The 23,217-nt window shown below is 60.6% G+C and carries 27 protein-coding genes; 12 read left to right on the top strand and 15 right to left on the bottom strand.

Going from position 1 to position 23,217, the window contains the following annotated elements:
* Nucleotides 1-149 precede the first annotated feature (149 nt).
* Nucleotides 150-1,085, top strand: a complete 936-nt coding sequence (gene cysK / locus K5E80_RS02440) for a cysteine synthase A (RefSeq protein WP_220634659.1) — start codon at nucleotides 150-152, stop codon at nucleotides 1,083-1,085.
* A gap of 82 nt (nucleotides 1,086-1,167) precedes the next feature.
* Here the strand turns inward: cysK and dut are convergent, their stop codons facing one another.
* Both dut and coaBC read right to left on the bottom strand, forming a co-directional pair.
* Nucleotides 1,168-1,617 carry a dUTP diphosphatase gene (gene dut / locus K5E80_RS02435; protein ID WP_220634658.1) on the bottom strand — a complete coding sequence of 150 codons (450 nt, stop codon included), beginning with the start codon at nucleotides 1,615-1,617 and terminating at the stop codon, nucleotides 1,168-1,170.
* A gap of 108 nt (nucleotides 1,618-1,725) precedes the next feature.
* On the bottom strand, nucleotides 1,726-2,952 hold the full coding sequence (coaBC, locus tag K5E80_RS02430) for a bifunctional phosphopantothenoylcysteine decarboxylase/phosphopantothenate--cysteine ligase CoaBC (RefSeq protein WP_220634657.1): 1,227 nt from the start codon (nucleotides 2,950-2,952) through the stop codon (nucleotides 1,726-1,728).
* Between the two features lie 45 nt (nucleotides 2,953-2,997).
* Between coaBC and radC the strand changes: the two genes are divergently transcribed.
* The 9 genes from radC to rpmG all read left to right on the top strand — a co-directional run bounded on the left by radC (nucleotide 2,998) and on the right by rpmG (nucleotide 10,175).
* Complete coding sequence (gene radC, locus K5E80_RS02425; RefSeq protein WP_220634656.1) at nucleotides 2,998-3,678, top strand: RadC family protein; 681 nt, start codon at nucleotides 2,998-3,000, stop codon at nucleotides 3,676-3,678.
* A gap of 35 nt (nucleotides 3,679-3,713) precedes the next feature.
* Entirely contained in the window at nucleotides 3,714-4,886 is a 1,173-nt protein-coding gene (locus K5E80_RS02420; protein WP_343213222.1) for an efflux RND transporter periplasmic adaptor subunit, read from the top strand.
* 109 nt (nucleotides 4,887-4,995) lie between these two features.
* Entirely contained in the window at nucleotides 4,996-5,673 is a 678-nt protein-coding gene (locus K5E80_RS02415; RefSeq protein WP_220634655.1) for an ABC transporter ATP-binding protein, read from the top strand.
* Nucleotides 5,591-6,892, top strand: a complete 1,302-nt coding sequence (locus tag K5E80_RS02410) for an ABC transporter permease (protein WP_343213221.1) — start codon at nucleotides 5,591-5,593, stop codon at nucleotides 6,890-6,892. Before K5E80_RS02415 ends, K5E80_RS02410 begins: the two co-directional genes overlap by 83 nt.
* A 111-nt stretch (nucleotides 6,893-7,003) precedes the next feature.
* Nucleotides 7,004-8,203, top strand: a complete 1,200-nt coding sequence (locus K5E80_RS02405) for an ABC transporter permease (RefSeq protein WP_220634654.1) — start codon at nucleotides 7,004-7,006, stop codon at nucleotides 8,201-8,203.
* Nucleotides 8,204-8,461: 258 nt separating this feature from the next.
* Nucleotides 8,462-9,067 (top strand): MlaC/ttg2D family ABC transporter substrate-binding protein, encoded by a 606-nt coding sequence (locus K5E80_RS02400; protein WP_220634653.1) that lies wholly within the window; start codon nucleotides 8,462-8,464, stop codon nucleotides 9,065-9,067.
* A gap of 110 nt (nucleotides 9,068-9,177) precedes the next feature.
* Nucleotides 9,178-9,657, top strand: coding sequence for a bacteriohemerythrin (locus K5E80_RS02395; protein ID WP_220634652.1), 480 nt, complete (start codon nucleotides 9,178-9,180; stop codon nucleotides 9,655-9,657).
* Between the two features lie 102 nt (nucleotides 9,658-9,759).
* Nucleotides 9,760-9,996 carry a 50S ribosomal protein L28 gene (gene rpmB / locus K5E80_RS02390; RefSeq protein WP_220634651.1) on the top strand — a complete coding sequence of 79 codons (237 nt, stop codon included), beginning with the start codon at nucleotides 9,760-9,762 and terminating at the stop codon, nucleotides 9,994-9,996.
* Nucleotides 9,997-10,007: 11 nt separating this feature from the next.
* Nucleotides 10,008-10,175, top strand: coding sequence for a 50S ribosomal protein L33 (rpmG, locus tag K5E80_RS02385; RefSeq protein WP_220634650.1), 168 nt, complete (start codon nucleotides 10,008-10,010; stop codon nucleotides 10,173-10,175).
* A 64-nt stretch (nucleotides 10,176-10,239) separates the two neighbouring features.
* Here the strand turns inward: rpmG and K5E80_RS02380 are convergent, their stop codons facing one another.
* From K5E80_RS02380 to K5E80_RS02350, 7 genes are all read right to left on the bottom strand, one after another.
* Entirely contained in the window at nucleotides 10,240-11,556 is a 1,317-nt protein-coding gene (locus K5E80_RS02380; protein ID WP_220634649.1) for a mechanosensitive ion channel family protein, read from the bottom strand.
* Between the two features lie 8 nt (nucleotides 11,557-11,564).
* Nucleotides 11,565-12,122, bottom strand: a complete 558-nt coding sequence (locus tag K5E80_RS02375) for a phospholipase D family nuclease (protein WP_220634648.1) — start codon at nucleotides 12,120-12,122, stop codon at nucleotides 11,565-11,567.
* Between the two features lies 1 nt (nucleotide 12,123).
* Nucleotides 12,124-13,485 (bottom strand): RsmB/NOP family class I SAM-dependent RNA methyltransferase, encoded by a 1,362-nt coding sequence (locus K5E80_RS02370; protein WP_220634647.1) that lies wholly within the window; start codon nucleotides 13,483-13,485, stop codon nucleotides 12,124-12,126.
* Complete coding sequence (locus K5E80_RS02365; RefSeq protein WP_220634646.1) at nucleotides 13,482-14,243, bottom strand: DUF3108 domain-containing protein; 762 nt, start codon at nucleotides 14,241-14,243, stop codon at nucleotides 13,482-13,484. The genes K5E80_RS02370 and K5E80_RS02365 overlap by 4 nt, the downstream gene beginning before the upstream one ends.
* Entirely contained in the window at nucleotides 14,240-14,884 is a 645-nt protein-coding gene (gene purN, locus K5E80_RS02360; RefSeq protein WP_220634645.1) for a phosphoribosylglycinamide formyltransferase, read from the bottom strand. The genes K5E80_RS02365 and purN overlap by 4 nt, the downstream gene beginning before the upstream one ends.
* A 156-nt stretch (nucleotides 14,885-15,040) precedes the next feature.
* The gene (locus K5E80_RS02355; protein ID WP_246590837.1) at nucleotides 15,041-15,751 is read right to left on the bottom strand and encodes a murein transglycosylase A family protein; all 711 of its coding nucleotides are present in this window, start codon (nucleotides 15,749-15,751) and stop codon (nucleotides 15,041-15,043) included.
* A gap of 30 nt (nucleotides 15,752-15,781) precedes the next feature.
* Nucleotides 15,782-16,423: a DedA family protein gene (locus tag K5E80_RS02350; RefSeq protein ID WP_220634644.1), complete on the bottom strand. Its 642-nt coding sequence runs from the start codon at nucleotides 16,421-16,423 to the stop codon at nucleotides 15,782-15,784.
* A gap of 169 nt (nucleotides 16,424-16,592) precedes the next feature.
* On the opposite strand from K5E80_RS02350, the gene K5E80_RS02345 reads away from it, so the two are divergent.
* Nucleotides 16,593-16,805, top strand: a complete 213-nt coding sequence (locus K5E80_RS02345; RefSeq protein WP_220634643.1) for a hypothetical protein — start codon at nucleotides 16,593-16,595, stop codon at nucleotides 16,803-16,805.
* 170 nt (nucleotides 16,806-16,975) lie between these two features.
* Here the strand turns inward: K5E80_RS02345 and K5E80_RS02340 are convergent, their stop codons facing one another.
* The 4 genes from K5E80_RS02340 to ispD form a co-directional block, all read right to left on the bottom strand.
* Nucleotides 16,976-18,109, bottom strand: coding sequence for an AI-2E family transporter (locus K5E80_RS02340; protein WP_220634642.1), 1,134 nt, complete (start codon nucleotides 18,107-18,109; stop codon nucleotides 16,976-16,978).
* Nucleotides 18,106-18,573, bottom strand: coding sequence for a cyclic nucleotide-binding domain-containing protein (locus K5E80_RS02335; protein WP_246590836.1), 468 nt, complete (start codon nucleotides 18,571-18,573; stop codon nucleotides 18,106-18,108). The genes K5E80_RS02340 and K5E80_RS02335 overlap by 4 nt, the downstream gene beginning before the upstream one ends.
* A gap of 175 nt (nucleotides 18,574-18,748) precedes the next feature.
* A complete protein-coding gene (gene ispF, locus K5E80_RS02330; RefSeq protein WP_220634640.1) occupies nucleotides 18,749-19,231 on the bottom strand; it encodes a 2-C-methyl-D-erythritol 2,4-cyclodiphosphate synthase in 483 nt (160 codons plus the stop codon).
* Nucleotides 19,228-19,929, bottom strand: a complete 702-nt coding sequence (gene ispD, locus K5E80_RS02325) for a 2-C-methyl-D-erythritol 4-phosphate cytidylyltransferase (protein WP_220634639.1) — start codon at nucleotides 19,927-19,929, stop codon at nucleotides 19,228-19,230. The genes ispF and ispD overlap by 4 nt, the downstream gene beginning before the upstream one ends.
* Nucleotides 19,930-19,984: 55 nt before the next feature.
* On the opposite strand from ispD, the gene K5E80_RS02320 reads away from it, so the two are divergent.
* Nucleotides 19,985-21,250: an MgtC/SapB family protein gene (locus tag K5E80_RS02320; protein WP_220634638.1), complete on the top strand. Its 1,266-nt coding sequence runs from the start codon at nucleotides 19,985-19,987 to the stop codon at nucleotides 21,248-21,250.
* Nucleotides 21,251-21,259: 9 nt separating this feature from the next.
* Here the strand turns inward: K5E80_RS02320 and K5E80_RS02315 are convergent, their stop codons facing one another.
* Nucleotides 21,260-21,760, bottom strand: a complete 501-nt coding sequence (locus K5E80_RS02315) for a FixH family protein (RefSeq protein WP_220634637.1) — start codon at nucleotides 21,758-21,760, stop codon at nucleotides 21,260-21,262.
* Nucleotides 21,757-23,178, bottom strand: a complete 1,422-nt coding sequence (ccoG, locus tag K5E80_RS02310) for a cytochrome c oxidase accessory protein CcoG (protein ID WP_220634636.1) — start codon at nucleotides 23,176-23,178, stop codon at nucleotides 21,757-21,759. Before ccoG ends, K5E80_RS02315 begins: the two co-directional genes overlap by 4 nt.
* Nucleotides 23,179-23,217: the final 39 nt, after the last annotated feature.

The raw sequence follows: 23,217 nt of genomic DNA, 5'->3' as shown, positions 1-23,217 counted from the left end.
GGAATCGAGTGTAAGGACTCAGTCCCGCAAGGAGAAATAAGTTATTCAGATTTGCTTATGCAAAGAAAGTGGAACGTTATAGCCGTCGTACACTGGCAAAACCGCCGTACATCAAGCTACACTGTAATTTTTCCCCATCGGAGACTCTCATGAAAATCGCCAACTCCGTTACCGACCTGATCGGCAACACCCCACTGGTACGCATCAATCGCCTGACCGCCGGGATGGGCGCCACCCTGGTCGCCAAGCTCGAATACGCCAACCCCGGCCACAGCGTGAAGGACCGGATCGGGCTGTCGATGATCGAAGCCGCCGAAAAGGCCGGCAAGATCAAGCCCGGCGTCACTACGCTGGTTGAACCCACCAGCGGCAACACCGGCATCGGGCTGGCCATGGTGGCCGCCGCGCGCGGCTACAGGATTATCCTCACCATGCCCGAAACCATGAGCCGGGAACGCCGCCTGCTGCTCAAAGCCTACGGCGCCGATCTGGTACTGACCCCTGGCCCGGACGGCATGAACGGCGCGATTGCCAAGGCCGCCGAGATCGTTGCCAGCACGCCCAACACCTACATGCCGCAGCAATTCGAGAACCCTGCCAATCCGGAAGTCCATCGCAAGACCACGGCCGAGGAAATCTGGAACGACACCGACGGCAAGGTCGACATCGTTGTTTCCGGCATCGGCACCGGCGGCACCATCACCGGCGTTGGCGAAGTGCTCAAGGCGAGAAAGCCTGGCGTGAAGATGATCGCCGTTGAACCCGATGCCAGCCCGGTGCTCTCCGGTGGCGCCAAGGGTCCGCACATCATCCAGGGCCTCGGCGCGGGCTTCGTCCCGGCCATTCTGAACACCAGGATTTATGACGAGGTAATCCGCGTCACCAACGATGACGCGCTCGACATCGCGCGCAAGATGGCCACCGACGAAGGCCTGCTGGTAGGCATCTCATCCGGCGCCGCGACTTGGGCCGGGTTGCAGGTCGCCAAACGCCCCGAAAATGCCGGCAAGTTGATCGTGGTGATCATTCCCTCCTACGGCGAGCGTTATCTGTCGACGAAGCTGTATGAACACCTGGCGGTGTGAAACACGAACAGCGATTGGCCTGAAACCGGAAAACAAAAAAGCGCGGTGACGAATCACGCTTTTTTATGCTCCGGACCCGGCGTCAGCTATGCCCGGTGCTACCAAACCCTCCCGCGCCCCGGTCGCTCACCGGAAATTCGTCGACGACATCGAAGGCGACCTGGATCACAGGAACGACGACCAATTGCGCGATGCGATCCATCGGGTTGAGGGTGTAATTTTCCTTGCCGCGGTTCCATAGTGAGATGAAGATTTCACCCTGGTAATCCGAGTCGATCAGGCCGACCAGGTTGCCGAGCACGATGCCGTGTTTGTGGCCGAGGCCGGAGCGCGGCAGGATCATCGCCGCCAGGCCGGGATCGGCCAGATGGATCGCGATGCCAGTGGGCACCATATGCGTCTCGCCCGGATGCAGCTTCATCGCCACGTCGATACAGGCGCGCAGATCGAGTCCGGCGGCGCCCGGCGTGGCGTAGTGCGGATGGTTATCCTTCAGGCGCGGATCGAGAATCTTGACGTCAATGTGATGCATTGCGCTACTCCGTTCGGGCTGAGCCCTTTGTTTTAACTCAGGACAGGTCAGTCATCGCCCTGATATTGCTGGTTGGAATCGCCCTTCGACATGCTTCCTTCGACAGGCTCAGGACGAACGCTTGGTTTTTTTCAGCATCCCCGCAATATGTTCAACAATGCCGCGCGCCACGTCGAGCTTGTCGCCCGGCGGCAACGGATGCGCGCCCCTGGCATCGAACAGCGTGACGCTGTTGTCATCACCACCAAGCCCGTCCTGCACCAGGTTGCCGACCACCAGCGGCAGCTTCTTTGCCTTGCGCTTGGTTTCGGCATACCTGGCGAGATCGCGACTCTCGGCGGCGAAGCCGACGCAGAACGGCGCATGCTTCTTCGCGGCCACTTCGGCGAGGATATCCGGATTGGGAACCAGTTCGATGGTGAGTTTTGCGTTCGTCTTTTTTATTTTGTGATCTACCGACTTGGCCGGCCGATAGTCGGCAACGGCGGCGACGGCAATGAAAACATCTTGCTTGGCAAGATTGGCGAATACCGCGTCGCGCATCTGCAGGGCGCTGATGACATCGACACGTTTGACGCCTTGCGGCGTGGCTTGCGCCGTCGGACCAGCCACCAGCGTCACCTCCGCACCCGCTTCGGCGCAAGCTCTTGCCAGCGCAAAGCCCATCTTGCCCGAACTCGAATTGGTGATGCCGCGCACCGGATCGATCGCCTCGAAGGTCGGGCCGGCCGTGAGCAGCACACGCTTGCCTACCAGACGTTTGGGCTGTGTGGATGCCGCCAGTAACGCCACCAGGGCATCAAAAATTTCCTGCGCTTCGAGCATGCGGCCCTCGCCTACTTCGCCGCAGGCCTGCTCGCCGCTGGCGGGACCATGCAAGGTAACGCCATCCTGCTTGAGCTGCATGATGTTGCGTCGCGTCGCGGGGTGCTCCCACATCTGGCGGTTCATCGCCGGCGCCACGAGCAGGGGACAATCGCGCGCCAGGCACAGCGTCGACAGCAGATCATCGGCGAGGCCATGCGCGAGCTTGGCGATGAAGTTGGCCGTGGCCGGCGCCACCAGGAGTGCATCGGCGCCGCGCGTGAGGTCGATGTGCGCCATCGCATTGCCCATGCGCTCGTCCCACAGCGTGGTCCACACCGGCCGGTTCGAGAGCGCCTGCCAGGTCGCCGCGCCGACGAAATGCGCGGCCGACCGGGTCAGCACCACATCCACCGCCGCGCCGGCCTTGACCAGGAGGCGCGTCAATTCCGCCGCCTTGTAGGCCGCCACACCGCCGGTAACGCCGAGCACGATGCGCCGGTTTTGCAAGGATGCCGCAAGTTGGCTCATGACAGGTAGAATTCCATAAATACCAGGAAGGAATTCTAGCGCGTTATGGCAATCACCGACTGGCCCAAGGCAGAACGCCCACGCGAACGTCTGCTGGCCAAGGGCGCGGCGGCGCTCTCCGATGCCGAACTGCTGGCGATCTTTTTACGCGTCGGCGTCAAGGGCAAGAGTGCGGTCGATCTGGCGCGCGAGCTACTGGCATATTTCGACGATCAGCTATCGCGCCTGGCGCAAGCCTCGGTCAAGGAACTCTCGCAATTGCCCGGCATGGGGCCGGCCAAGGCCACGCAACTGATGGCCGTGCTCGAACTCGCCCGGCGTGCCCTGAAGGACGACATGCGCACACGCGATCTGCTCACATCGCCCGGCGCGGTGCGCGACTGGCTGCGGCTCAGGCTCTCCGTCCTGCCCTATGAAATGTTCGGCGTGCTCTGGCTCGACAACCAGAACCATCTGATCGAATATGACGAACTGTTTCGCGGCACTTTATCGCAGACCAGCGTCTATCCGCGCGAGATCGTCAAGCAGGCCTTGGCCCGCAATGCCGCCGCCGCGATCCTGGTGCACAATCATCCATCCGGTGTCGCCGAGCCCTCGCGCGCCGATGAATTGCTGACACATGCGTTGAAGGATGCGCTGGCGCTGGTGGACGTCAAGGTCGCCGATCATTTCATCATCGCCGGCAACGCACGTCCGGTATCCTTCGCCGAACGCGGCTTGCTGTAAAGTCCGCCCCTGCAGCCTTCTTTCCGTCCACCGCCATGAAAATGCCACCCAAGCGCATCGCCGTCATTCTCATCGCCATCGCCGCCATCGCCTTGCTGGTCACCGGCTTCAAGTTCCTCACCCGGCCCAAGCCCATTGCAGTACTGGTTGCCAACGTCGAAACCGGCCGTGTCGAAACCACTGTCGCCAATACCCGTGCCGGCTCCGTAGCCGCCTGTCGCCGCGCCAAGATCGCGCCTTCGTCGCCGGGCCATATCGCGAGCCTCCCGGTCAAGAAGGGACAGCGCGTCAAGCAGAACGAATTGCTGCTCGAACTCTGGAACAACGACCTCACCGCGCGCGAGCTTTTGGCGCGGGAGCAGTTCGAGACCGCCAAGTCGCGTGTCATTGAAGCCTGCCAAATGGCAAACGCAGCGGTCAGTGAGGCGAAGCAGCAACGCGCCCTGCGCGACAAGGGCTTCGTCTCCGACGAACGCGTGGTGCGCGCCGAGGCGCAGGCCAAGTCGAGCCAGGCCACTTGCGAATCGACGCGCACCCAGGTGAAGGAAGCCGAAGCGCGCATCGCCGCTTCGCGTGCCGACGTCCAGCGCACTATACTGCGCGCACCGTTCGACGGCGTGGTGGCGGAGATCAACGGTGAGCTTGGCGAATATGTGACGCCCTCTCCGCCCGGCATTGCCACACTACCTGTCGTCGACCTGATCGACGACTCCTGCCTCTATGTCACCGCGCCGATCGACGAAGTCGACGCGGCAAAGGTGCAACTCAAGATGCCGGCCCGCATCACGCTCGACGCCTTCCGCGGCAAGCACTTCCCCGGCCATGTGCGGCGCATCGCGCCCTATGTGCTGGCGCTGGAAAAGCAGGCACGCACGGTCGAGGTCGAAGTCGAGTTTGATGACCCGCAGGCGGCGCAGAAGCAAGGCAACCTGCTGGTCGGTTATTCCGCCGACATCGAAGTCGTGGTCGAAACCCGCGACAATGTCTTGCGCATCCCCACCTCGGCCCTGATGCCGGGCAATCATGTGCTCGTCATCGACGATGGCAGGTTCGCCGAACGCAGTATCGAGATCGGCCTTACCAACTGGGAATTCACCGAAGTCAAATCCGGCCTCAAGGCAGGCGACAAGGTCGTCACCTCGCTCGACCGCGAAGGCGTCAAGGCGGGAGCTCGAGCGGAAATTGAAGCAAATTCAAGATCAAAATAAGCTACAGAGATCACAGAGGGCATGACCAAAGGAAATCCCCATGGGACAGAGGAAAAACCTCTTTGAATTTCTCTGTGAGCTCTGTGTCCTCTGTGGCTAAAGGTTTCTCATGATTAAGCTCTCGGGCATCAAACGAGTTTTCCATGTCGGCGGCGAGGAAGTCCATGCGCTGCGCGGCATCGACCTCGCCATCGAAGCCGGCGAGTATGTTTCCATCATGGGGCCGTCCGGCTCCGGCAAGTCCTCTCTGCTGAATTTGATCGGTCTGCTCGACCGTCCCAATGCCGGCCGCTACGAACTCGACCGCCGCGACGTCACCGGCCTCAACGACGATGAACTGGCCCGCGTGCGGCGCGAAAAAATCGGCTTTGTGTTCCAGTTTTTTCATCTCGTGCCGCGGCTTACGGCCACGCAGAATATCGAACTGCCGATGGTGCTGGCGGGCATCGACCCCGTCGAGCGGCAACGACGCCTGGCCACGCTGCTCGCCCAATACGGTCTGGAAAACCGTGCCGGACACCGCCCCGACCAGCTCTCCGGCGGCCAGTGCCAGCGCGTCGCGATTGCCCGCGCCATGTCGATGCAACCGGGCGTGATTCTCGCCGACGAACCCACTGGCAACCTCGACAGCAATACCGGCAAGGAGGTCATGGCCCTGCTGGAAGGACTGCACCATGCGGGCGGCACGCTGATTCTGGTAACGCATGATCGCGATCTCGGCGCGCGCGCGCATCGGCGTTTGCGGCTGGTTGACGGCGAACTGGCAGGCGACGAGCGCGACGTCTGAACATCTTATGAGGCCCGCCGACCTTCTCGATTTCACCTGGCAGGTGGTACGCGGCAATCGCGGCCGCACCCTGTTGATCCTGCTCGCCATGGGCATCGGCGTCGCTGCCGTGCTGATAGTCACCACGCTGGGCGAAGGCGCGCGGCGTTATGTGCTCAATCAGTTTTCGGGTCTCGGCGCCAATCTGCTCATCGTATTGCCTGGCCGTTCCGAAACCGCCGGCGGCACACCCGGATTCTTGGTTGGCAAGATGCCGCGCGACCTGACCATCGACGATGCGCAATCCCTCCTGCGCAGCCGTGCGGTACGCCGTATTGCTCCGCTCATCGTCGGTGCCGGCGACGTGCATTGGAATGCACGCACCCGTGCCACGCCGGTACTCGGCACCACGGCAGAATTCATCGTCGTGCGCCAGATGGACATGGGCCAGGGCATGTTCCTGCCCGAAGGCGACCCGCACCATGCACAGCCGGTATGCGTCATCGGCGCCAAGGTCAAGCGCGAACTGTTCCAGGGCAAGGAAGCGGTCGGCGAATGGCTGCGCATCGGCGACCGGCGCTTCCGCGTCATCGGCGTGATCGCGGCGCAGGGTCAGTCGCTCGGTTTCGATACCGACGAGATCGTCGTCGTTCCGCTCGCTGCGGCACAAGCGCTGTTCAATACCGAATCGCTGTTCCGCATCATGATCGAGGCCAAATCGCGCAGCCAGGTGCCCTTCGCCAAGCAGGATGCGCTCGACATTCTGCGCACACGCCATGAAGGGGAGCGCGACGTTACCGTGATAACCCAGGACGCGATCCTGTCGACCTTCGACCGCATCCTTGGCGCGCTGACGCTGGCCGTGGCGGGCATTGCTGCAATCAGCCTGTCGGTAGCCGGCATCCTGATCATGAACGTGATGCTGATCTCGGTGTCGCAGCGCAAGCGCGAAATCGGCCTGTTGAAGGCGCTCGGCGCCAGCGGCGGCCAGGTGCGGCTGATTTTCTTTACCGAAGCCGTGCTGCTCGCCCTGGCCGGAGCAGTTGCGGGATTGCTGGGCGGCTGGATCGGACAGATGATGATCGCCGATCTCTACCCGGACATTCCCTTCACCACGCCGTGGTGGGCGCTGATCGCGGCACCGCTCACCGCGCTTTTAACCTCCGTGATTTTCTCCGTCGCTCCGGCGCGCCAGGCGGCGCGGCTCGACCCGGTGGTCGCACTGTCGTCGAGAAAATGAAAACAAAATCTTTCACCACAGAAGACACAGAGAAAAACCAGAACAGGTTTTTGAATTCCTCTGAGTCCTACGTGTCCTCTGTGGTAAATGCTTTTACTGCAGTGACAACTTATGCGTACCGCTGACTTCATCCGCTTTGCCTTCCAGTCGCTTGCCTCGCATCGCATGCGAACTGTGCTGTCTGCGCTCGGCATCGCCATCGGCATCACCTCGGTGATCCTGCTTACCAGCATCGGCCAAGGCCTGCACCAGTTCATCATCGACGAATTCTCGCAGTTCGGTACCAATCTGATCGGCATTTCGCCGGGCAGGACCGACACGCGCGGGGGGCCGGTCGGCGCCATCAATACCGTGCGCCCACTCTCGATCGAGGATGCGCTGGCGCTGCGCCGCGCGCCGCATGTGCTGGTTTCCGACCCCACCGTGCAGGGCAACGGCGATGTCGAACACGAGGGCAGGACCCGCCGCGTCATGATCAACGGCGTCAGCCACGCCATGACCGAGGCAGTGCGCATGAAGGTGGCTGTGGGCGACTTCCTGCCCGACGAAGACCCGCGCAACGCGCGCGCCTTCGTCGTGCTGGGAGCGAAAGTAGCGCGCGAACTGTTCGGCGAGGCCAACCCGCTCGGCGCCCGCATGCGCGTCGGTGGCGAACGCTACCGCGTCATCGGCATCATGGAAGCCAAGGGCGATATCCTCGGCTTTGACATGGACGATGCGGTGTATATCCCGGTCGGACGCGCGCTGGAAATGTTCAATCGCGACAGCCTTGCCGAAATTCATCTCACCTACGAACCGACCGCTCCGCTGGAGGATGTCGAGGAAGGCATCCGCCGCATCCTGATCGCCCGTCACGGCCGCGAGGACTTCACACTCACGCCGCAGAAGAAGATGCTGGAAACTTTCGGCACCATTCTCGACACCATCACCTTCGCGGTCGCCGCGATCGGCAGCATATCGCTCCTCGTCGGCGGCATCGGCATCCTTACCATCCTCACTATCGCAGTATCGGAGCGCACTTCGGAAATCGGCCTGCTGCGTGCGCTCGGCGCCACGCGCAATCGCATCCTCGCCCTGTTTCTCGGCGAAGCCGCCGTGCTGGCCGGACTGGGCGGTACCGTGGGCTTGGCGCTGGGTTGGGGACTGTCCCTGCTGATCAAGGCATTTTTGCCTTCGCTACCGGTCGAGACCCCCTGGTCCTACGCCGTCGCGGCGGAAGTCTCTTCCGTGCTGATCGGGGTGGTGGCAGGTGTCATGCCCGCCCGCCGTGCCGCCATGCTCGACCCGCTGGAGGCGTTGCGCTCGGAGTAATGAACGTATCTCGCTGTCGCCCGCTGGCGACAGGGTATGCGACAGAAAAACAGATGCTTGCCATCGCCCGTTTAGCTTTGTGTCGGAGCATGGCGACAATCCGTGCCATAACGACCTTGATCACATACGCTGCCTTGGCCCTAACTGAATGAAGGTGAAGCGTAAATAGCTTCCGCGTCCGTCCCGGCATGAGGATTGCAATGGCCGCCATAGGAGATGGCCATATCGTGCCGCACCAATTGAACAAGGAGTTCTCCAGTGAGACGTTTAATCGGGTTGGTCGTCGCTACGCTGCTCATCGGCAGTGCTGCCGCGGAACCAATAGCTCCGGATACGTTGGTGAAAAATGTCACCAGCGATGTCCTCAACATTGTCAGCAAGGATCCGGAAATCCAGAGTGGAAATACCGCGAAGGCCATTGCCCTGGTGGAAGCCAAGTTGTTGCCTGATTTCGATTTCAAGCGGATGACCGCTCTTGCCATGGGCAAGGATTGGCGTCAGGCGAGCCTGGATCAGCAATCGGCGCTGACAAGTGAATTCAGGACGCTGCTGGTTCGTACCTACTCCAGAGCCCTGACGGCCTACAAGAATCAGACGATTGACTATAAACCGGCAAAGATTGCGGATGACGAGACTGACGTGATGGTTCGCACCGAAATCAAACAGCCGGGTGCCAAATCGGTTTCCATCGACTACGCCATGGAGAAGTTGGACTCGACCTGGAAAGTTTATGACATCACCGTAAGCGGGATAAGCCTGGTACTGAGCTTTCGCGATCAATTCAGTGCGGAAGTGCGTAGCGGAGGTATTGATGGACTGATCAAAACCCTGCATGCAAAGAATGTTATTAAAGCCAGTGCATAAAGCGGAAATAAATTGATAAGTGGCAAGCCGCACTCGCCTTCTTTCATGTAAAAATGAATTGGTGATGATTGAAAGATTGCGGGAATGCCGCTATGCCGGATTTCAGGTCTATGCAAATAGGGCTTACTGGTGGATTCAACCCATCGGCGCCCGATGAGCGCCATCCTCAGTTGCAGTATGCCGAATGGTCGGATCAACTCGAACTTGGCATTCCGCTGATTGATGAGCAGCACCGGCGCTTCTTCGACCTGGCGGCAAGTTTTACCGGCAATGGCGACGGGGTGCGCGTGATGAAGACGCTGGTAATTCTCAGCGACTATATCCGTTCACATCTGCGCGATGAGGAAGCCCTGATGAAGGCCGCGAAATATCCCGGTCTGGAAGAACATTGCCGCCTGCATGCCGATTTCCGCCGCATGCTCGCCAATTTGCTCGGCCGCGCCCGCCAGATGTCGCTGGACGAAATCGCCGAGGAAGTGAAATACCTCATTAATGGCTGGTTCTACCAGCATATCGTCACGGTGGATTTCGAATACGCGCCGTATTTGGTGCTTAACCCTCCTTCCCATCCGCACGCGCCACCTGAATGACACCCCTTCATGGCTGCGGCCTGAATAAAAAGGCTTGAAAAACAGACGGCTTCTCGGATAGAATGCCCGGCTTTGCTGAATCAGCTTCCTGGAGTAACCCACATGTCCCGCGTTTGCCAAGTCACGGGCAAGGCCCCGATGGTCGGAAACAACGTTTCCCATGCCAACAACAAGACCAAGCGTCGTTTCCTGCCCAATCTGCAGAATCGCCGTTTTTTCATCGAATCCGAAAAACGCTGGGTGAGCCTGCGCGTATCCAACGCCGGCCTGCGCACCATCGACAAGAAGGGTATCGAAGTCGTCCTTGCCGAGCTGCGTGCCCGCGGCGAAGCGGTCTAAGGAGAACGATCATGGCAAAAGGCGGCCGCGAAAAGATCAAGCTGGAGTCCACTGCGGGCACCGGTCATTTCTATACCACTACCAAGAACAAGCGCACCAAGCCCGAGAAGATCGAGATCATGAAGTTCGATCCCAAGGCGCGCAAGCATGTGGCCTACAAGGAAACCAAACTCAAGTAACTCATGTTTGACTTCCAATAAAAAGCCCGCCACTGGCGGGTTTTTTATTGGGCAGCATTTCAGCTTAGCCGTCTACTCCCAATCTCTGTTGGCCATTTCCGTAATCACCCCCGAATGCCCCATTGATAAGCCTGATATCGCGCTGCGGATAAGGTATTTCTATGCCTGCTGCACCAAACGCCTTCCAGATCGCCAGATTGATGTCGGAACGCAGCGCAATGGTACCGACCTGGGAGTCGGCGATCCAGAAACCCAGTTCCAGCGTAATGCCGTTATCGGCGAACTCGACGATGCTGGCCTTCGGCAATGGCTCGGCAAGCACGCGCGGCTGCGCACTTGCCGCTTCTTCCATCAGCCGCATGGCCTGCTCGACATCGCCGGCATAGCTCACCTGGACACGTAAGGGAAAACGCACGCGCTGATCGGCGGAGGACTCGTTCAACACCACCGAACCGACCAGCACCTCGTTGGGGATAATGGCCTCAACCCCGGTTGCCGCCTTTAACACCGTGTAGCGCGTCGTAATGCGCGTCACCTGGCCGCGCTCGCCGGCTACGGCAATGACATTACCGATGCGAATCGAACGATCGAGCAGGATGATGAAGCCCGATACGTAGTTGCTGGCGATCTTCTGCAAGCCGAAGCCGAGACCGACGCCAAGCGCACCGCCGAACACCGACAGCGTGGTGAGATCGATGCCGACCAGCGGCAAGCCAATCATCACCGCCAGCACGATCAGCACGGCCTTGGTCAGGCGCGAGAACACCACGCGCAGGTTGGCGTCCATATCCTGCGCGCCGGCCAGCCTTGATTCCACCAGGCCGGAGAGCCAGAGCGCGATCAGCAGCGTGGCCACGACAGTGACGATGCCCTGCGCCACCAGCCACAGATTGAGCTTCTGTTTGCCGACCGGAAAGCTGACCGCTTCGAGCAGGTCGATCACCTGTGGCAGAAGGCCGACAATATGCAGCGCCACCAACCCCCACACCAGCAGCGCGAAGCCGCGCTCGAAGTTGGCAAGCCAGCCGGAAGGATTGAAGCTGTAGCGCAACACATAGAACACCGCGCGAATCACGGCGAGCGAAAACAGCAGCGGAATCGCGATCGAGAGCAGATTCACCGGGTGCCATCCACGCAGCAGCGCCCGCGCACCGATCACCAGCAGCAGCGCCAGCAGCGGGAAAGTGATGCGTTTCAGTCCGCCCTGCCCCAGTCGCCAGGCGGCATCGGCGCTTTGACCGACGCTCAACTGATGTCCGCGCACAAAGCGCTCGACGAACTTGACGATGCCTAAACACAGCAGCAGCAACCCGATCTGCCACCAGAAGTCGGGGTGGTCGAAGTCATGCCAAAGCGCTGTCAACAAATTATCAATTCCCATGTCCGGATTCATCGCTTGTTCATCACCTCCGCATAAGGCACCGCTTCCTCCCGGTGGCGCTGCCAGTTGTCCAGATAGCTGCGCAATAGCGCCGGATTGCCGCGCAGGATCAGCAGGTTTTCGGCATTATGCGCCTGTGCTGAATGCGTGAAGTTGAAGCTGCCGGTGATCACCGCCGCGCTGGCGCTGTCGGCGTCTTCGCCGTCGATGATGATGATTTTATTGTGCGCAATCGCGTAGCGCACTTCCAGCCAGACCGGTATGCGGTTGGCAACAATCTGGGGGATCAGCGAGCGTTCGCCTTTCACCACCATCTCGCGATCGGCCAGCACCTGCACATCAACGCCGCGCCGCCTAGCCTCGATCAGGCCATAGGCTACCGAGCGGCTGGTGAGGAGATAGGCCTGCACGCGAACGCTATGCCTGGCCTCAGCCAGCGCACGCAGGATGGCGCCCTCGGCATCCCCGCCCGGTATGAAGATCGGCTCGATAGTGCCGGTTGCCGGCAAGGGCACCGCCTGCGCGCCAACGCAGATCAGGCACAACAGCACTGCAACAAGCCGCATGCTATTTTTTCCGTTCCAGCACTGCCGCGTAAAAGCCGTCGGTGCCATGCAGGTGAGGAAACAGGCGCAGGTCATCACCTGTATCCAGGGCTATGCTCTGCTGCCGGAGCAGATCGCCGCAGGACAGGCGATGAAACTCCTCATGCGCAACAAGGAAGGCACCGACGATGTCTTCATTCTCTTCGTGCAGCAGGCTGCACGTGGCGTAGACCACGCGCCCGCCGGGTTTCACCAGCCTTGCTGCCGCCGCCAGAATCGCGGCCTGCTTGCGCGTCAATTCTTCCACGCTTTGCGGCGTCTGCCGCCATTTCAAATCGGGATTGCGGCGCAGCGTGCCAAGCCCCGAGCATGGCGCATCGACCAGCACGCGATCCATCTTGCCAGCCAGGCGCTTGATGCGGATATCATTCTCGCTGGCGATCGCGGCCGGATGCACGTTCGACAGGCCCGAGCGCGCCAGGCGCGGCTTGAGTTTCGCCAGGCGCTTGTCCGATACGTCAAACGCATACAGGCGTCCGGTCGAGCGCATCAACGCGCCGAGCAGCAGCGTCTTGCCGCCGGCGCCGGCGCAGAAATCCGCCACCATTTCGCCGCGCTTGGGCTGCAGCAGATGGCCGAGCAACTGGCTGCCCTCGTCCTGCACTTCGATCTTCCCTTCGATGAACAAGGTTTCGCGCGACAACGCGGGCTTTTCCTTGAGGCGAATGCCGAACGGTGCATAGCGGCAAGGCTCCGCTGTGATGCGATACTTGCCTAATAGCTCCAATACTTCGTCGCGCGTCGCCTTCAGCGAATTTACGCGCAGATCGAGCGGCGCTGGTTGATTAAGCGAACGCGAAAGTTTGAGCAGCCATTCATGGCTGCTCAAACTTTCAAAATCCTCAACACTCTCCCTCCCGCCCTCCCTCTCCAAGAGAGGGAGGTGACCATCAGCTTCTGCCCTTTGGGCAGAGGAATATTGGGCAGCAAGTTTCTCGTAAAGCCAGTCCGGCAGATCGCATTGCTCGGCGGGCGTCAATTCCGGTTCTGGCCGTGCCTTGAATTCGGTCAGCCATTTGCCCTCGGCGGCGGATAGCGTTTCGCTCAACTGGCGCTGGCTCATGCCCTGCACGCGCATCAGCGCGGCAAGCACGAGCTGGCGCGGCGTGTATTTTTCGCCGCATAGGCGTTCGAGAAAACGCTTGCGGCGCAACACCGCATAGGCAGTATCGGCGACGAAACCGCGTTCGTGCGGGCCAAGTTCACGATTGTTGCGAAAGTAGTTCGACAGAACGGCATCGGCCGGCTGCGTGAAATCGAGCATCGTCGCGACCACATCCGCCGCTGCATCGATCACTGTCGCGGTCTTCGGTAAGCGGCTCATTGCTCGAACCGTATTTTCTCTGCCACCATTACCAGCACCGTTCCTTTGCGATCGACGGTACGAATCTTCACCGGCAGCTTCGCCGCGGTACCCAGCCAGACTTCCTTCAGATCGGGATCCCCGCTGGTCGCCCGGATGCGCACGCGCCATGCCCGGTATTCCCCGGCCGGCACCGAGACCGTTTCTTCGCCGCGCCAGTCGAAGGCATAGCGCTCCACCTTGCGTCCCGATGTCATGTCCATTTCAAGTCCTTCAGCCGGTAGCGCTCCGCGCCCAACCTGGTAGAAAATCGACAGCCCGTCCTGAACGCCGCGCTTGATCGCCCACTCGCGCTTGTTCGTCATGGTGGCAACCATGCGTTTCCAGTCGAACGCCGCGCTCTCGATATCGCCATCGCCACGATCAAGGTGAAAGCGCAACGGCTTGAGTGCAAACCCGTCGATGGTTCCTTCGCTGCGCTGTATCACCTTTTGGCGCTTGAACAACGCCACCAGCCCGACCGCCTGCATCTCGCCGCTGATGACATAGCGCTCGCCGTCGTGGTGCCATTCATGCACGATGCGCGCCACGATCATGCCATTGTCACCGGCCTGGAGCGCATATTGAATCTGTCCTGTGCGCGGTAGCGGCGCCGGGGTTGCGGGCACGGGTATCGCTTCGACAGGTACTTCAACCCGGCCGGTTTCGGCGCTGGTAGCGTGGAGGGTTGCGCTGGCGATGACCAGCAGGACCGGCAACAAAATCCTGCCGAATCTCATGGCAGCGCAGTCAAGGCTGGGGACAGCAGGACAGCACCGGCAGGCTGTGGCACGTCGCTGACCACCCGGCCATTAAGCAGGCGCAGACGCCCTTGCAGAAACCAGGCTGCGGCCTGCGGGTAGATGACGTGTTCCTGCATCAGCACCCGGGTTGCCAGCGTGGTTTCGTCGTCGCCATCAAGCACCGGCACGGCAGCCTGGATCACGATTGGCCCGCTGTCCAGCGCCGGCGTCACGAAGTGGACCGTGCAACCGTGGATGCGTACACCCGCCGCGAGTGCTGCGCGATGCGTATGCAGGCCGGGAAAAGCTGGCAGCAGGGAGGGATGGATATTCAGCATGCGGCCCGTTAAGCGTCTCACGAAATGGTCGCCGAGCACGCGCATGAAGCCTGCCAGCAACACCAGATCCGGCGCGTGGCGCTCGATCTCCGCCGCCAGTGCCGCATCGAAAGCGGCACGCTCCGGATAGTCGCGATGATCGACCACGGCGGTCGCCACACCCTGCTGCCGCGCGAAAGCCAGGCCCGCCGCATCGGGCCGGTTGCTGATCACCGCGGCGCATTCGCCGGGCAGATCGGCGGCAAGCAGCGCTTCCATGTTGCTGCCGCGCCCGGAAATTAAAATGACATATTTTTTCATGTTAACGTGAAAAAGCAGGAATGGAGCAGCATGTGATAACCGAGCGCAGCGAGCAAATCGGTAGCCGCCCCTTGAGGGGCGGATGGGTGGGGTGGGCCTTCAATTTGCCTTTCGCGCATTTTCATTCTCGGGTGTGGCGCTGGCGACCATGTGCGTTCAGTGAATGCCCGGCACGGGCAGGAACACGGCCGTCGCCATGCTCTGCACCACTCGTGCCACAGTGCGGTTGCTCTTGTCGGCAATGATATTCGACAACAGGTCGAGGTTGCCGATGATCTTGCCAAACTCGCGTTCGAAACTGAGGTTGGGCAGCGGTTCGCTATCGTTCGAAAGCAACAGCAGACCTCCGTCCGCACCGCGATCATGCGACAGCTTCCACACCGCGATTTCGACGTTACGCGCGGCGTTGTAAAGCTTCTGCGGGTCAAGATCATCGGTCATGTAAAACTCATAACGCTCATTGAAGGCCGCCAGCAGCATGCCGCCCAGCCCGGCGCTGAAGGCAAACACGCGGTCGCCGCCGTAATCGGGCTTGAGCGACAATTGCACCGCATTGGAACCGAATTTCCCGTCGAGTTCCGCGAAATGCCAGTTGTGCCGCTTGCCGAACAAACGTTCGACCGGGTCTTCCAGACGCGCCCAGCCGCCCTTTTTCCATTCCCTCGGATTGCGCCGGTAGAGCTTTTCCGTAAGCAGCTTCAGGGTTGTCTGCAATTCGCGCTGGTGGGCCTCGGCGATGCGGTCGATGTCGGTCTTGACGAACTGGGCGGGCGTAAACCCAGGTGGCGGCGATTTGCCCCCGGATGGACGATTAGCGGCACAGCCCGCCAGCAACAACGCCACCGCAAAAATCAGCCCTCGCCTCATGGGGCCGCATCATACATTGACAAAAGAAAATCAGCCCTCCGATTTCCTGTGTTGCCACCAGCCAATGGCGGCGGGAATCAGGGTAATAACGACAATGGCCACAATCACCAGCGTCAAGTTGCTCTTGACCCATGGCACGTTGCCAAACCAGTAGCCGGCCAGCGTCAACGACGCCACCCAGCCCACGCCGCCGGCCAGATTGAACATCGTGAAGCGCCACCAGGGCATCGCCCCGATGCCGGCCACAAAAGGCGCAAAAGTGCGAAACAAGGGCAGGAAGCGTGAAATGATGATCGTCTTGCCGCCATGTTTCTCATAGAACGCATGTGTCTTTTCCAATGCGCGGCGGTTGAAGAAGCGCGAGTCCGGCCACTGGAACACGCGCGGTCCGAGAGCGCGGCCGATTGCGTAATTGGCGCTGTTGCCGAGCACTGCCGCAACCGACAGGGTCAGCAACAAAGCACCGATATCCATATCCCCCACGGCCGCCAGGGCGCCGGCCACAAAGAGCAGCGAATCGCCAGGCAGGAAAGGCGTTACCACCAGCCCCGTCTCGGCGAAGATGATCGCGAACAGGATGGCGTATATCCACATCCCGTACTGCCCGACCAATGCAGCGAGGTAAACGTCGAGGTGCAGGACGATGTCGATGAAGTGAGTAAGAAGTTCCATAAATGCTGGCGCCAAATAAAGGTGGCGTAGTCTAGCCGATCCCAAGACCAGACCAATACGGGTAAAATGACGGCTCGATGGTTTTTGTAAGCGCACTGAAAGCAATATGAATTGCTACCGACATCCGAGCCGACCCGCAATTGGCAGTTGCAAAGCCTGCAGCAAGGGCTTGTGTCTCGAATGCGCGCACGATACCAAGAATGGCCTGGCCTGCGTCGATACCTGTATCGAGGAAGTCAAGCGCCTGTATCGGATCACCGATCTGAGCCTGGTGCTGATGGAAAAATATCTTCAGCCGCGTTCCGGCCTGCCGCGACTCGTACTGCATATTGTTGCCGGCGTCATTCTTGGCGCCATCATGACCGGGCTTTTCCTTCGCTGAGACGGAATACCCGAGGCAAAGTTCCAGCGGAAAACCGGCCTTTCATCCCACGAGGGATTACCTTTGGCCGTTGCGAGGAGCCCCGTGATGACTGAAAGAAATCCCTGTTGGACGAAGCAATCCAGAATCCATTGTCATTCCTGTGAAGGCAGGAATGACAAATACGAGATTCAGAGTTGCAAATCTGCACTCGCCTGCTGTCGTCGCAATGCCACAGCGTAGCGATGCCTTGCAATCAGCCGCGCATCGGTAAACACCCGTCCTGCGGTTTCCCCTATCACCATCACCACGCCGAGCAAGGGCAACACCAGCATCAGCCCCGGGACGCCGGCAATCGCGCCGCCGATGAAAATCATCAACACCGACAGCAGCGGATGCAAGTCGAGGCTCATGCCGATGGTGAGCGGCATATAAACGAAATCATCGAGCAACCGCGCCAGCAGGAACAGACCAACAGCCCAATAGGCAGTGTCCGGCGCAGCGGGCAGATCGGTCGCTGCAACGAGCACCACCAGCAAGCCACCGACGATCGAGCCGACGAAGGGTACCCAGGCCAGCACGGCGCAGAGCAGGCCGAGCGCAAACGGGCCGGGAATGCCGATCAGCCACAGGCCCAACGCCAGCGTGATGGTGTCGAGCACGGTGAGCTTGACCAGCCCCTGAAAATAGGCACGCGCGGTGCGGTCGACTTCATGCAGCAGATACAGCGTCCGTTCGAAAAAAGCGTTCGGTACGGCACGGCCGAGCATGCGCTGGAAGCGCCCGCCATCGCGCAGGAAAAAATAAGCCAGGAAGGGCGTCAGCAGCAGGGCCGGCGCCCAGGCGCCGATGCCAAGCAGTACTGGTTCCAGATAACGCTCGGCATGCCCTGTCGCATCGTTAAGCGCAAGGCCCACCTTTTCCGCAAGCTGCGCGCGCGCCAGAAGGGAAATGTTTTCTTCCAGCCGATGCAGCGTGTGTTCGATCAGATGCATGCCGCCCTGGAGATAACGCACCAGCGAATTCTGCCAATCGATCACGTTGGCGCTGATCAGCGGCAGCAGCAGAACGACGCTGAGGACGGCGCAGAGCAGGAACAGCGTCGTCGCCAAGGCGGCAGCCAACGGCCGGCTCATGCCCCGGAACATGAGGCGTTGCACCAGCGGCATCAACAGGTAATACAGCACCAGGGCAAGCAGAAAAGGCACCACCAGCCAGAGAATTTTCTGCAGCAGGAAGAGCAGGACGCAGGTTGTGCCGATGATGGCCGCCCACATCACGGGGCCGATGGACTGGCCGGAGCTATTATTCCGCGCGCCGTTCATAAGTGTTCATCCGCCGCGTCGCCGAAAGTCGCCTTGCACAAACGACGGGCGAGGTGACGCGCCAGTTGCATCGCCACCTTGGACGCGGTACGCGCATCGGTTTCGAGCAGGTTCAGGAAATCGGTGCGAAACAGCACGCCGAGATGGCAGGGTTCCAGCGCGCGCACCTGGCCCGAACGTTTGGCATTGTCGAGCAAGGCCATTTCACCGAAGAAGGTACCGGGGCCGAGTTCGGCGATCATCTCATGCGCCGCGCCGGGTTTTGAAATGATCACCTTGCCACTAAAAACGATATAGATCGCCTGGCCTTCTTCTTCTGTGTCGATGATCACTTCACCGACGAGATAGTCGCGCTCGTGCAACAAGCCATCGACCAGGCGCAGTTCGCGCGCATTCAATGTCGCGAACAGGGATAACGCTTGCAGGCGCGACAACTGTTTGGGCAGGGACCTAAACTGGGGCAAGACCATGAGTGGGACTCCGCGTTTTAGTGTGAAAAAGCGGCGCCGGAGCGCCTTGTGATATCGAGCGCAGCGAGCCGATTGGTAGCCCCGCCCCGGGGCGGGGGATGGGGTGGGGGGCGTTCAATTTGCCTTTGCGCATTTTCATCCTCAGGGGTGGCGCTGGCGACCATGCGCGTTAAGCACGTTGTAACAGGATAACGGCCTGTGCCGCAATTCCCTCGGCGCGACCGGTAAAACCAAGCTGCTCCGTGGTCTTGCCTTTGACATTGACACGGCTGGAATCAAGGCCCAGATCGGCGGCGATATTGGCGCACATCGCAACGGCATAGGGGGCGATCTTTGGCGCTTCGGCGATGAGGGTGCAATCGACATTGCCGACCCGCCAGCCGGCGGCGGCAACCAGTTTCATTGCGCCGCGCAGCAGCATGCGGCTGTCGGCGCCGGCCCATTGCGGATCGCCGTCGGGAAAATGGCGGCCGATGTCGCCCAGTCCTGCCGCACCGAGCAGCGCATCGATGATCGCATGCAGCAGCACATCGGCATCGGAATGCCCAAGCAACCCGCGCGAAAAGGGGATGGCCACGCCGCCGATGATGAGCGGCCGCCCTTCCACCAGCGCATGCACGTCGAAGCCCTGCCCTACCCTGAATTCGCTCATTGGTGATTTCTCGCTTTCAATATCCATTCCGCCAGTTGCAGATCCTGCGGCCAGGTCACCTTGAGATTGCTCGCATCGCCCGCCACCAGCCTGGGCCGCTGACCGAGCGCCTCGATGGCGCCGGCTTCATCGGTGACCTCGGCATTTTGCGTCAGCGCCCGCAGCAGCATGCCATGGCGAAACATCTGCGGGGTTTGCGCCTGCCATAATCCGGTGCGGGCAACGGTGGCCTCGATGCGGCCCGCGCTATCGGCACGCTTCAAGGTATCCGCCACCGGCTGGGCCAGGATGCCGCCGACCGGATCGTCCCCCACTGCATGCAGCAACGCCTCGATGTGCGCCGGCGTAATGCAGGGCCGCGCGGCATCATGCACCAGCACCCAATCGTCGGCCTTGACGCGATCGCTCATCGCGCGCAGGCCATTGGCGACGCTCTCGGCCCGCGTCGCGCCGCCGCAGAACAACGGCACCAGCTTGTCGCCGCAGACCGACCAGTCGTGGCGCAGCCATTCGTCATCGACCGGCGCCAACACGACGAATACTGCCTTTATCCGCGCCACCGCGCACAGCGTTTCCAGCGCATGCGCGATCAGCGGCCGGCCAGCCAGCGGCAAATACTGTTTACTCAGTGCCTTGCCCATGCGCGAGCCGCTGCCAGCGGCGGGAACGAGCGCGAAGTATTGATATCCGTCATTCATGCCCGAATTGTAAAGACTAGAATGAAAAGCGGGGATTACTTGAATGGGGAAGTCGATGGAAATATTCAGCGCGAGTCTGTCGGAACACCTGCGGGCTTTCGTTACCAGCCTCGCCATCGGCCTGCTGATCGGCCTTGAGCGCGAGCGCAAGCCGGATGCCAAGGCCGGGCTGCGCACCTATGCCCTGGTCGCCCTGCTCGGCACGCTGGCCGCGATGCTCGGCCAGGAAACCGGCAGCGGCTGGATGCTCGCCGCCGGCATGTTGGTGATCGGCGCCATGATGATGCTGGCACTGACCGTCGATCCGCAGCAAGAGCACGATCCCGGCACGACATCGGTCATCGCCCTGATGACCTGTTATGCTCTCGGCGCCACGGTCTGGTTCGGTTACGAGACCCTTGCCGTGATGCTTGCCATCGTCACTACCGCGCTGTTGTATTTCAAGGCGGAACTGCATGGCTTCAGCCGCAGCCTGACGGCGAAGGATCTGATTTCGATACTCCAGTTCGCCGTGCTCTCTTTTGTCATTTTGCCGATACTTCCGGACCAGAACTTCGGTCCCTACGGCGCCTTGAACCCGCACCAGATCTGGTGGATGGTGGTACTGATCTCGGGCGTTTCACTGGCCGGTTATACCGCGCTGCGCATTGTTGGCCCGCGCCACGGCCCGGCCCTGATCGGTTTTTTCGGCGGCCTCGTGTCGAGCACGGCGACGACCATGGTCTTTGCCCGCAATGCCAAATCCATCCCCGACATGACCCGCACCGCGGCCGTCGTGATCCTGATCGCGAGCCTGATGGTCATGCTGCGCCTGGCGCTTTTTTCCGGCGTCGTGGCGACGGCGCTGGTGCTTCCACTGGGCATGGTACTCGGTACCGGCCTGGTGGCAGGCGTGGGCATTACGCTCCTGAGTTGGCGCGGATTGAGCCGGCAGGGAGAAATGCCTATGCCGGAAGTCGCCAACCCGACCGAAATCCGTGCCGCCCTGACCTTCGGACTGATTTACGGGTTGGTGCTGCTGCTCTCGGCCTGGTTGCAGGATATCGCCGGCGCGCGCGGCCTTTATGCAGTCGCCCTGGCTTCAGGGCTCACCGACGTCGATGCCATCACGCTGTCCACACTGCGCATGTTTAATCTCGGCAAGCTCGGCGAAACACAGGCGGTGATAGCCATCGCACTCGCCGTCGTCTCGAATATTTGCTTCAAGGCGGGGCTTGCCTTGAGCATCGGGGGCGCCACCTTGGGAAGACATGCCCTGCCGGGTCTGGCGGCAATCGCCATCGGCATCGGCATCGGTATGGCACTGACGTTTTTTTCGTAATCCTGACAATTACCCGATGACAATTGCACCATTGGCAGGCAATACCACACTGCCCATCAGGCGCCAGGTTTCGGCCTCATCCTCAATCAGAATCAGCCAGTACCCGGCGGCGGGAAGCCGCAACCTGCCGGAGTAGCCCGATCCCTCCCGCCGAATCAACTGCGCCTGGTCCATTCCGGCCCGCGTCGGATGTGACAGCGTCACCCGCAGCGCCGGGGGGACTTGATAGCCTGGGGCGCTGGCCGATAGTTGCACGTTCAAGGCATCCGCGGTTAAGCGGACACGCGCGACCAAACCCAGTGCCAGGGCCTTGTCGCTGCGCGAAATGGTTTCCTGGGCCGCCAATCCCTGACGATAATAATCTTCACTGACCAGACCATCACTGCCCCTGATCGCGATCCAGAAGCTGATTGCGCTGGCAATGACGACCAGCAACGGGCCACTGGCCAGCAGCCATGGCCAAGGCTCGCGATACCAGGGCTTCGCCGTGGCGGAAATCAATTTATTCATGGTTCGATGAATATCGCTTTTTCATGTACCGCCACATTGGCATCGTTCAGCGAGCGCACATCAAAGTAGATTCTGTTGGAGCCTTCGTGTCCGGAATGTTCGGGTGCGCGTACCGCGACGGTAATGCTTCGGGTCGTCGTAGCAGCTACTTCTATTTCATTTTGGCCTTCGATGCGGATGCCCTCGATACCACTTACTGCCAGGGAATAACGCTGGTTCTTTTCCGAGACATTCATTACCTGCAAGCGGAACACATTCTCGATCTGTTCGTCTTCGACCTCGCGCGCCATGGTAGCGCGATCGCGGATTACATCGACGCGCAAACCAGGCTTATGTCCCAGTCCCCACAGGAACGCCGCGATAATCATGCCGAGTATTGCCGAATAGATCAGTATCCGCGGCCGAATGATGTGCCGCAGGATCTGCCGCCAGTTCCAATGTTCCTTCAGTGCATGCTGCGTGGTATAGCGGATCAGGCCGCGCGGATAGCCCATCTTGTCCATGACCTGATTGCAGCCGTCGATGCAGGCGGAACAGCCGATGCATTCGTACTGTAGCCCGTCACGGATGTCGATCCCGGTCGGGCACACCTGCACACAGATGCCGCAATCGATGCAGTCCCCCAAGCCTTTGGCATGCCGGTCGACATTGCGCGAACGAAAACCACGAGGTTCTCCGCGTTCGCCGTCATAGGTTACCGTGAGCGTATCGGGATCGAACATCACCCCCTGAAACCGCGCATAGGGGCACATGTACTTGCACACTTGTTCCCGCAGCCAGCCGGCATTGCCGTATGTCGCCATGCCATAGAAAGCGATCCAGAACATTTCCCACGGACCAAGCGACAGGGAAACCACTTCGGCGACAAGCGACTTGATCGGCGTGAAGTAGCCGACGAAGGTGAAGCCGGTCCACAGCGAGAAGAGCAGCCAGACGCCGTGTTTCGCGCCCCTGCGTCCCACCTTCTCCGCACTGAGCGGTGCGCTGTCGAGTCTGATGCGCGCCGGACGATCGCCTTCGATCAGACGCTCGATCCAGAGAAATATCTCCGTATAGACGGTTTGCGGGCAGGCAAACCCGCACCACAAGCGGCCGCCAATCGCGGTAAACAGAAACAGCGACAGGGCGCAGATGATGAGCAGCACGGCCAGGAAAAACACGTCCTGCGGCCAGAACACCATGCCAAAGATGTAGAACTTGCGCTGTACCAGATCGAACAGCACGGCCTGGCGTCCATTCCAGGGCAGCCAGCACAAGCCGTAGTACACCGCCTGACTAATGAATATGAATAGCCAGCGCCATGTGGCAAACCAGCCGTGCACGGCACGTGGATGAATTTTCTTGCGGACTTCGTAGAGAGAAACCTCTACATCTGTATCTGCGATCTCAGCGGCGGGAGGTGGCGTGGCCATTTGCATGCAACTCTGCTGTCCAGGAGTGCCGCATGGCTCGGCAAT

Source organism: Georgfuchsia toluolica (assembly GCF_907163265.1).
GTDB lineage: Bacteria > Pseudomonadota > Gammaproteobacteria > Burkholderiales > Rhodocyclaceae > Georgfuchsia > Georgfuchsia toluolica.
This window is presented reverse-complemented; position numbering and strand designations above follow the sequence as displayed.

Excerpts from the sequence above, each read along its gene's own strand:
- K5E80_RS02340 (WP_220634642.1), bottom strand. The coding sequence starts at position 18,109 with ATGAACGGCGCGCGGAATAATAGCTCCGGCCAGTCCATCGGCCCCGTG.
- K5E80_RS02415 (WP_220634655.1), top strand. The coding sequence starts at position 4,996 with ATGATTAAGCTCTCGGGCATCAAACGAGTTTTCCATGTCGGCGGCGAG.
- ccoG (WP_220634636.1), bottom strand. The coding sequence starts at position 23,178 with ATGCAAATGGCCACGCCACCTCCCGCCGCTGAGATCGCAGATACAGAT.
- radC (WP_220634656.1), top strand. The coding sequence starts at position 2,998 with ATGGCAATCACCGACTGGCCCAAGGCAGAACGCCCACGCGAACGTCTG.
- coaBC (WP_220634657.1), bottom strand. The coding sequence starts at position 2,952 with ATGAGCCAACTTGCGGCATCCTTGCAAAACCGGCGCATCGTGCTCGGC.
- rpmG (WP_220634650.1), top strand. The coding sequence starts at position 10,008 with ATGGCAAAAGGCGGCCGCGAAAAGATCAAGCTGGAGTCCACTGCGGGC.
- K5E80_RS02355 (WP_246590837.1), bottom strand. The coding sequence starts at position 15,751 with ATGAGGCGAGGGCTGATTTTTGCGGTGGCGTTGTTGCTGGCGGGCTGT.
- K5E80_RS02380 (WP_220634649.1), bottom strand. The coding sequence starts at position 11,556 with ATGGGAATTGATAATTTGTTGACAGCGCTTTGGCATGACTTCGACCAC.
- K5E80_RS02420 (WP_343213222.1), top strand. The coding sequence starts at position 3,714 with ATGAAAATGCCACCCAAGCGCATCGCCGTCATTCTCATCGCCATCGCC.
- K5E80_RS02370 (WP_220634647.1), bottom strand. The coding sequence starts at position 13,485 with ATGAGCCGCTTACCGAAGACCGCGACAGTGATCGATGCAGCGGCGGAT.
- rpmB (WP_220634651.1), top strand. The coding sequence starts at position 9,760 with ATGTCCCGCGTTTGCCAAGTCACGGGCAAGGCCCCGATGGTCGGAAAC.
- K5E80_RS02365 (WP_220634646.1), bottom strand. The coding sequence starts at position 14,243 with ATGAGATTCGGCAGGATTTTGTTGCCGGTCCTGCTGGTCATCGCCAGC.
- purN (WP_220634645.1), bottom strand. The coding sequence starts at position 14,884 with ATGAAAAAATATGTCATTTTAATTTCCGGGCGCGGCAGCAACATGGAA.
- K5E80_RS02320 (WP_220634638.1), top strand. The coding sequence starts at position 19,985 with ATGGAAATATTCAGCGCGAGTCTGTCGGAACACCTGCGGGCTTTCGTT.
- cysK (WP_220634659.1), top strand. The coding sequence starts at position 150 with ATGAAAATCGCCAACTCCGTTACCGACCTGATCGGCAACACCCCACTG.
- K5E80_RS02350 (WP_220634644.1), bottom strand. The coding sequence starts at position 16,423 with ATGGAACTTCTTACTCACTTCATCGACATCGTCCTGCACCTCGACGTT.
- K5E80_RS02395 (WP_220634652.1), top strand. The coding sequence starts at position 9,178 with ATGCAAATAGGGCTTACTGGTGGATTCAACCCATCGGCGCCCGATGAG.
- ispD (WP_220634639.1), bottom strand. The coding sequence starts at position 19,929 with ATGAATGACGGATATCAATACTTCGCGCTCGTTCCCGCCGCTGGCAGC.
- K5E80_RS02405 (WP_220634654.1), top strand. The coding sequence starts at position 7,004 with ATGCGTACCGCTGACTTCATCCGCTTTGCCTTCCAGTCGCTTGCCTCG.
- K5E80_RS02315 (WP_220634637.1), bottom strand. The coding sequence starts at position 21,760 with ATGAATAAATTGATTTCCGCCACGGCGAAGCCCTGGTATCGCGAGCCT.
- dut (WP_220634658.1), bottom strand. The coding sequence starts at position 1,617 with ATGCATCACATTGACGTCAAGATTCTCGATCCGCGCCTGAAGGATAAC.
- K5E80_RS02410 (WP_343213221.1), top strand. The coding sequence starts at position 5,591 with ATGATCGCGATCTCGGCGCGCGCGCGCATCGGCGTTTGCGGCTGGTTG.
- ispF (WP_220634640.1), bottom strand. The coding sequence starts at position 19,231 with ATGAGCGAATTCAGGGTAGGGCAGGGCTTCGACGTGCATGCGCTGGTG.
- K5E80_RS02375 (WP_220634648.1), bottom strand. The coding sequence starts at position 12,122 with ATGCGGCTTGTTGCAGTGCTGTTGTGCCTGATCTGCGTTGGCGCGCAG.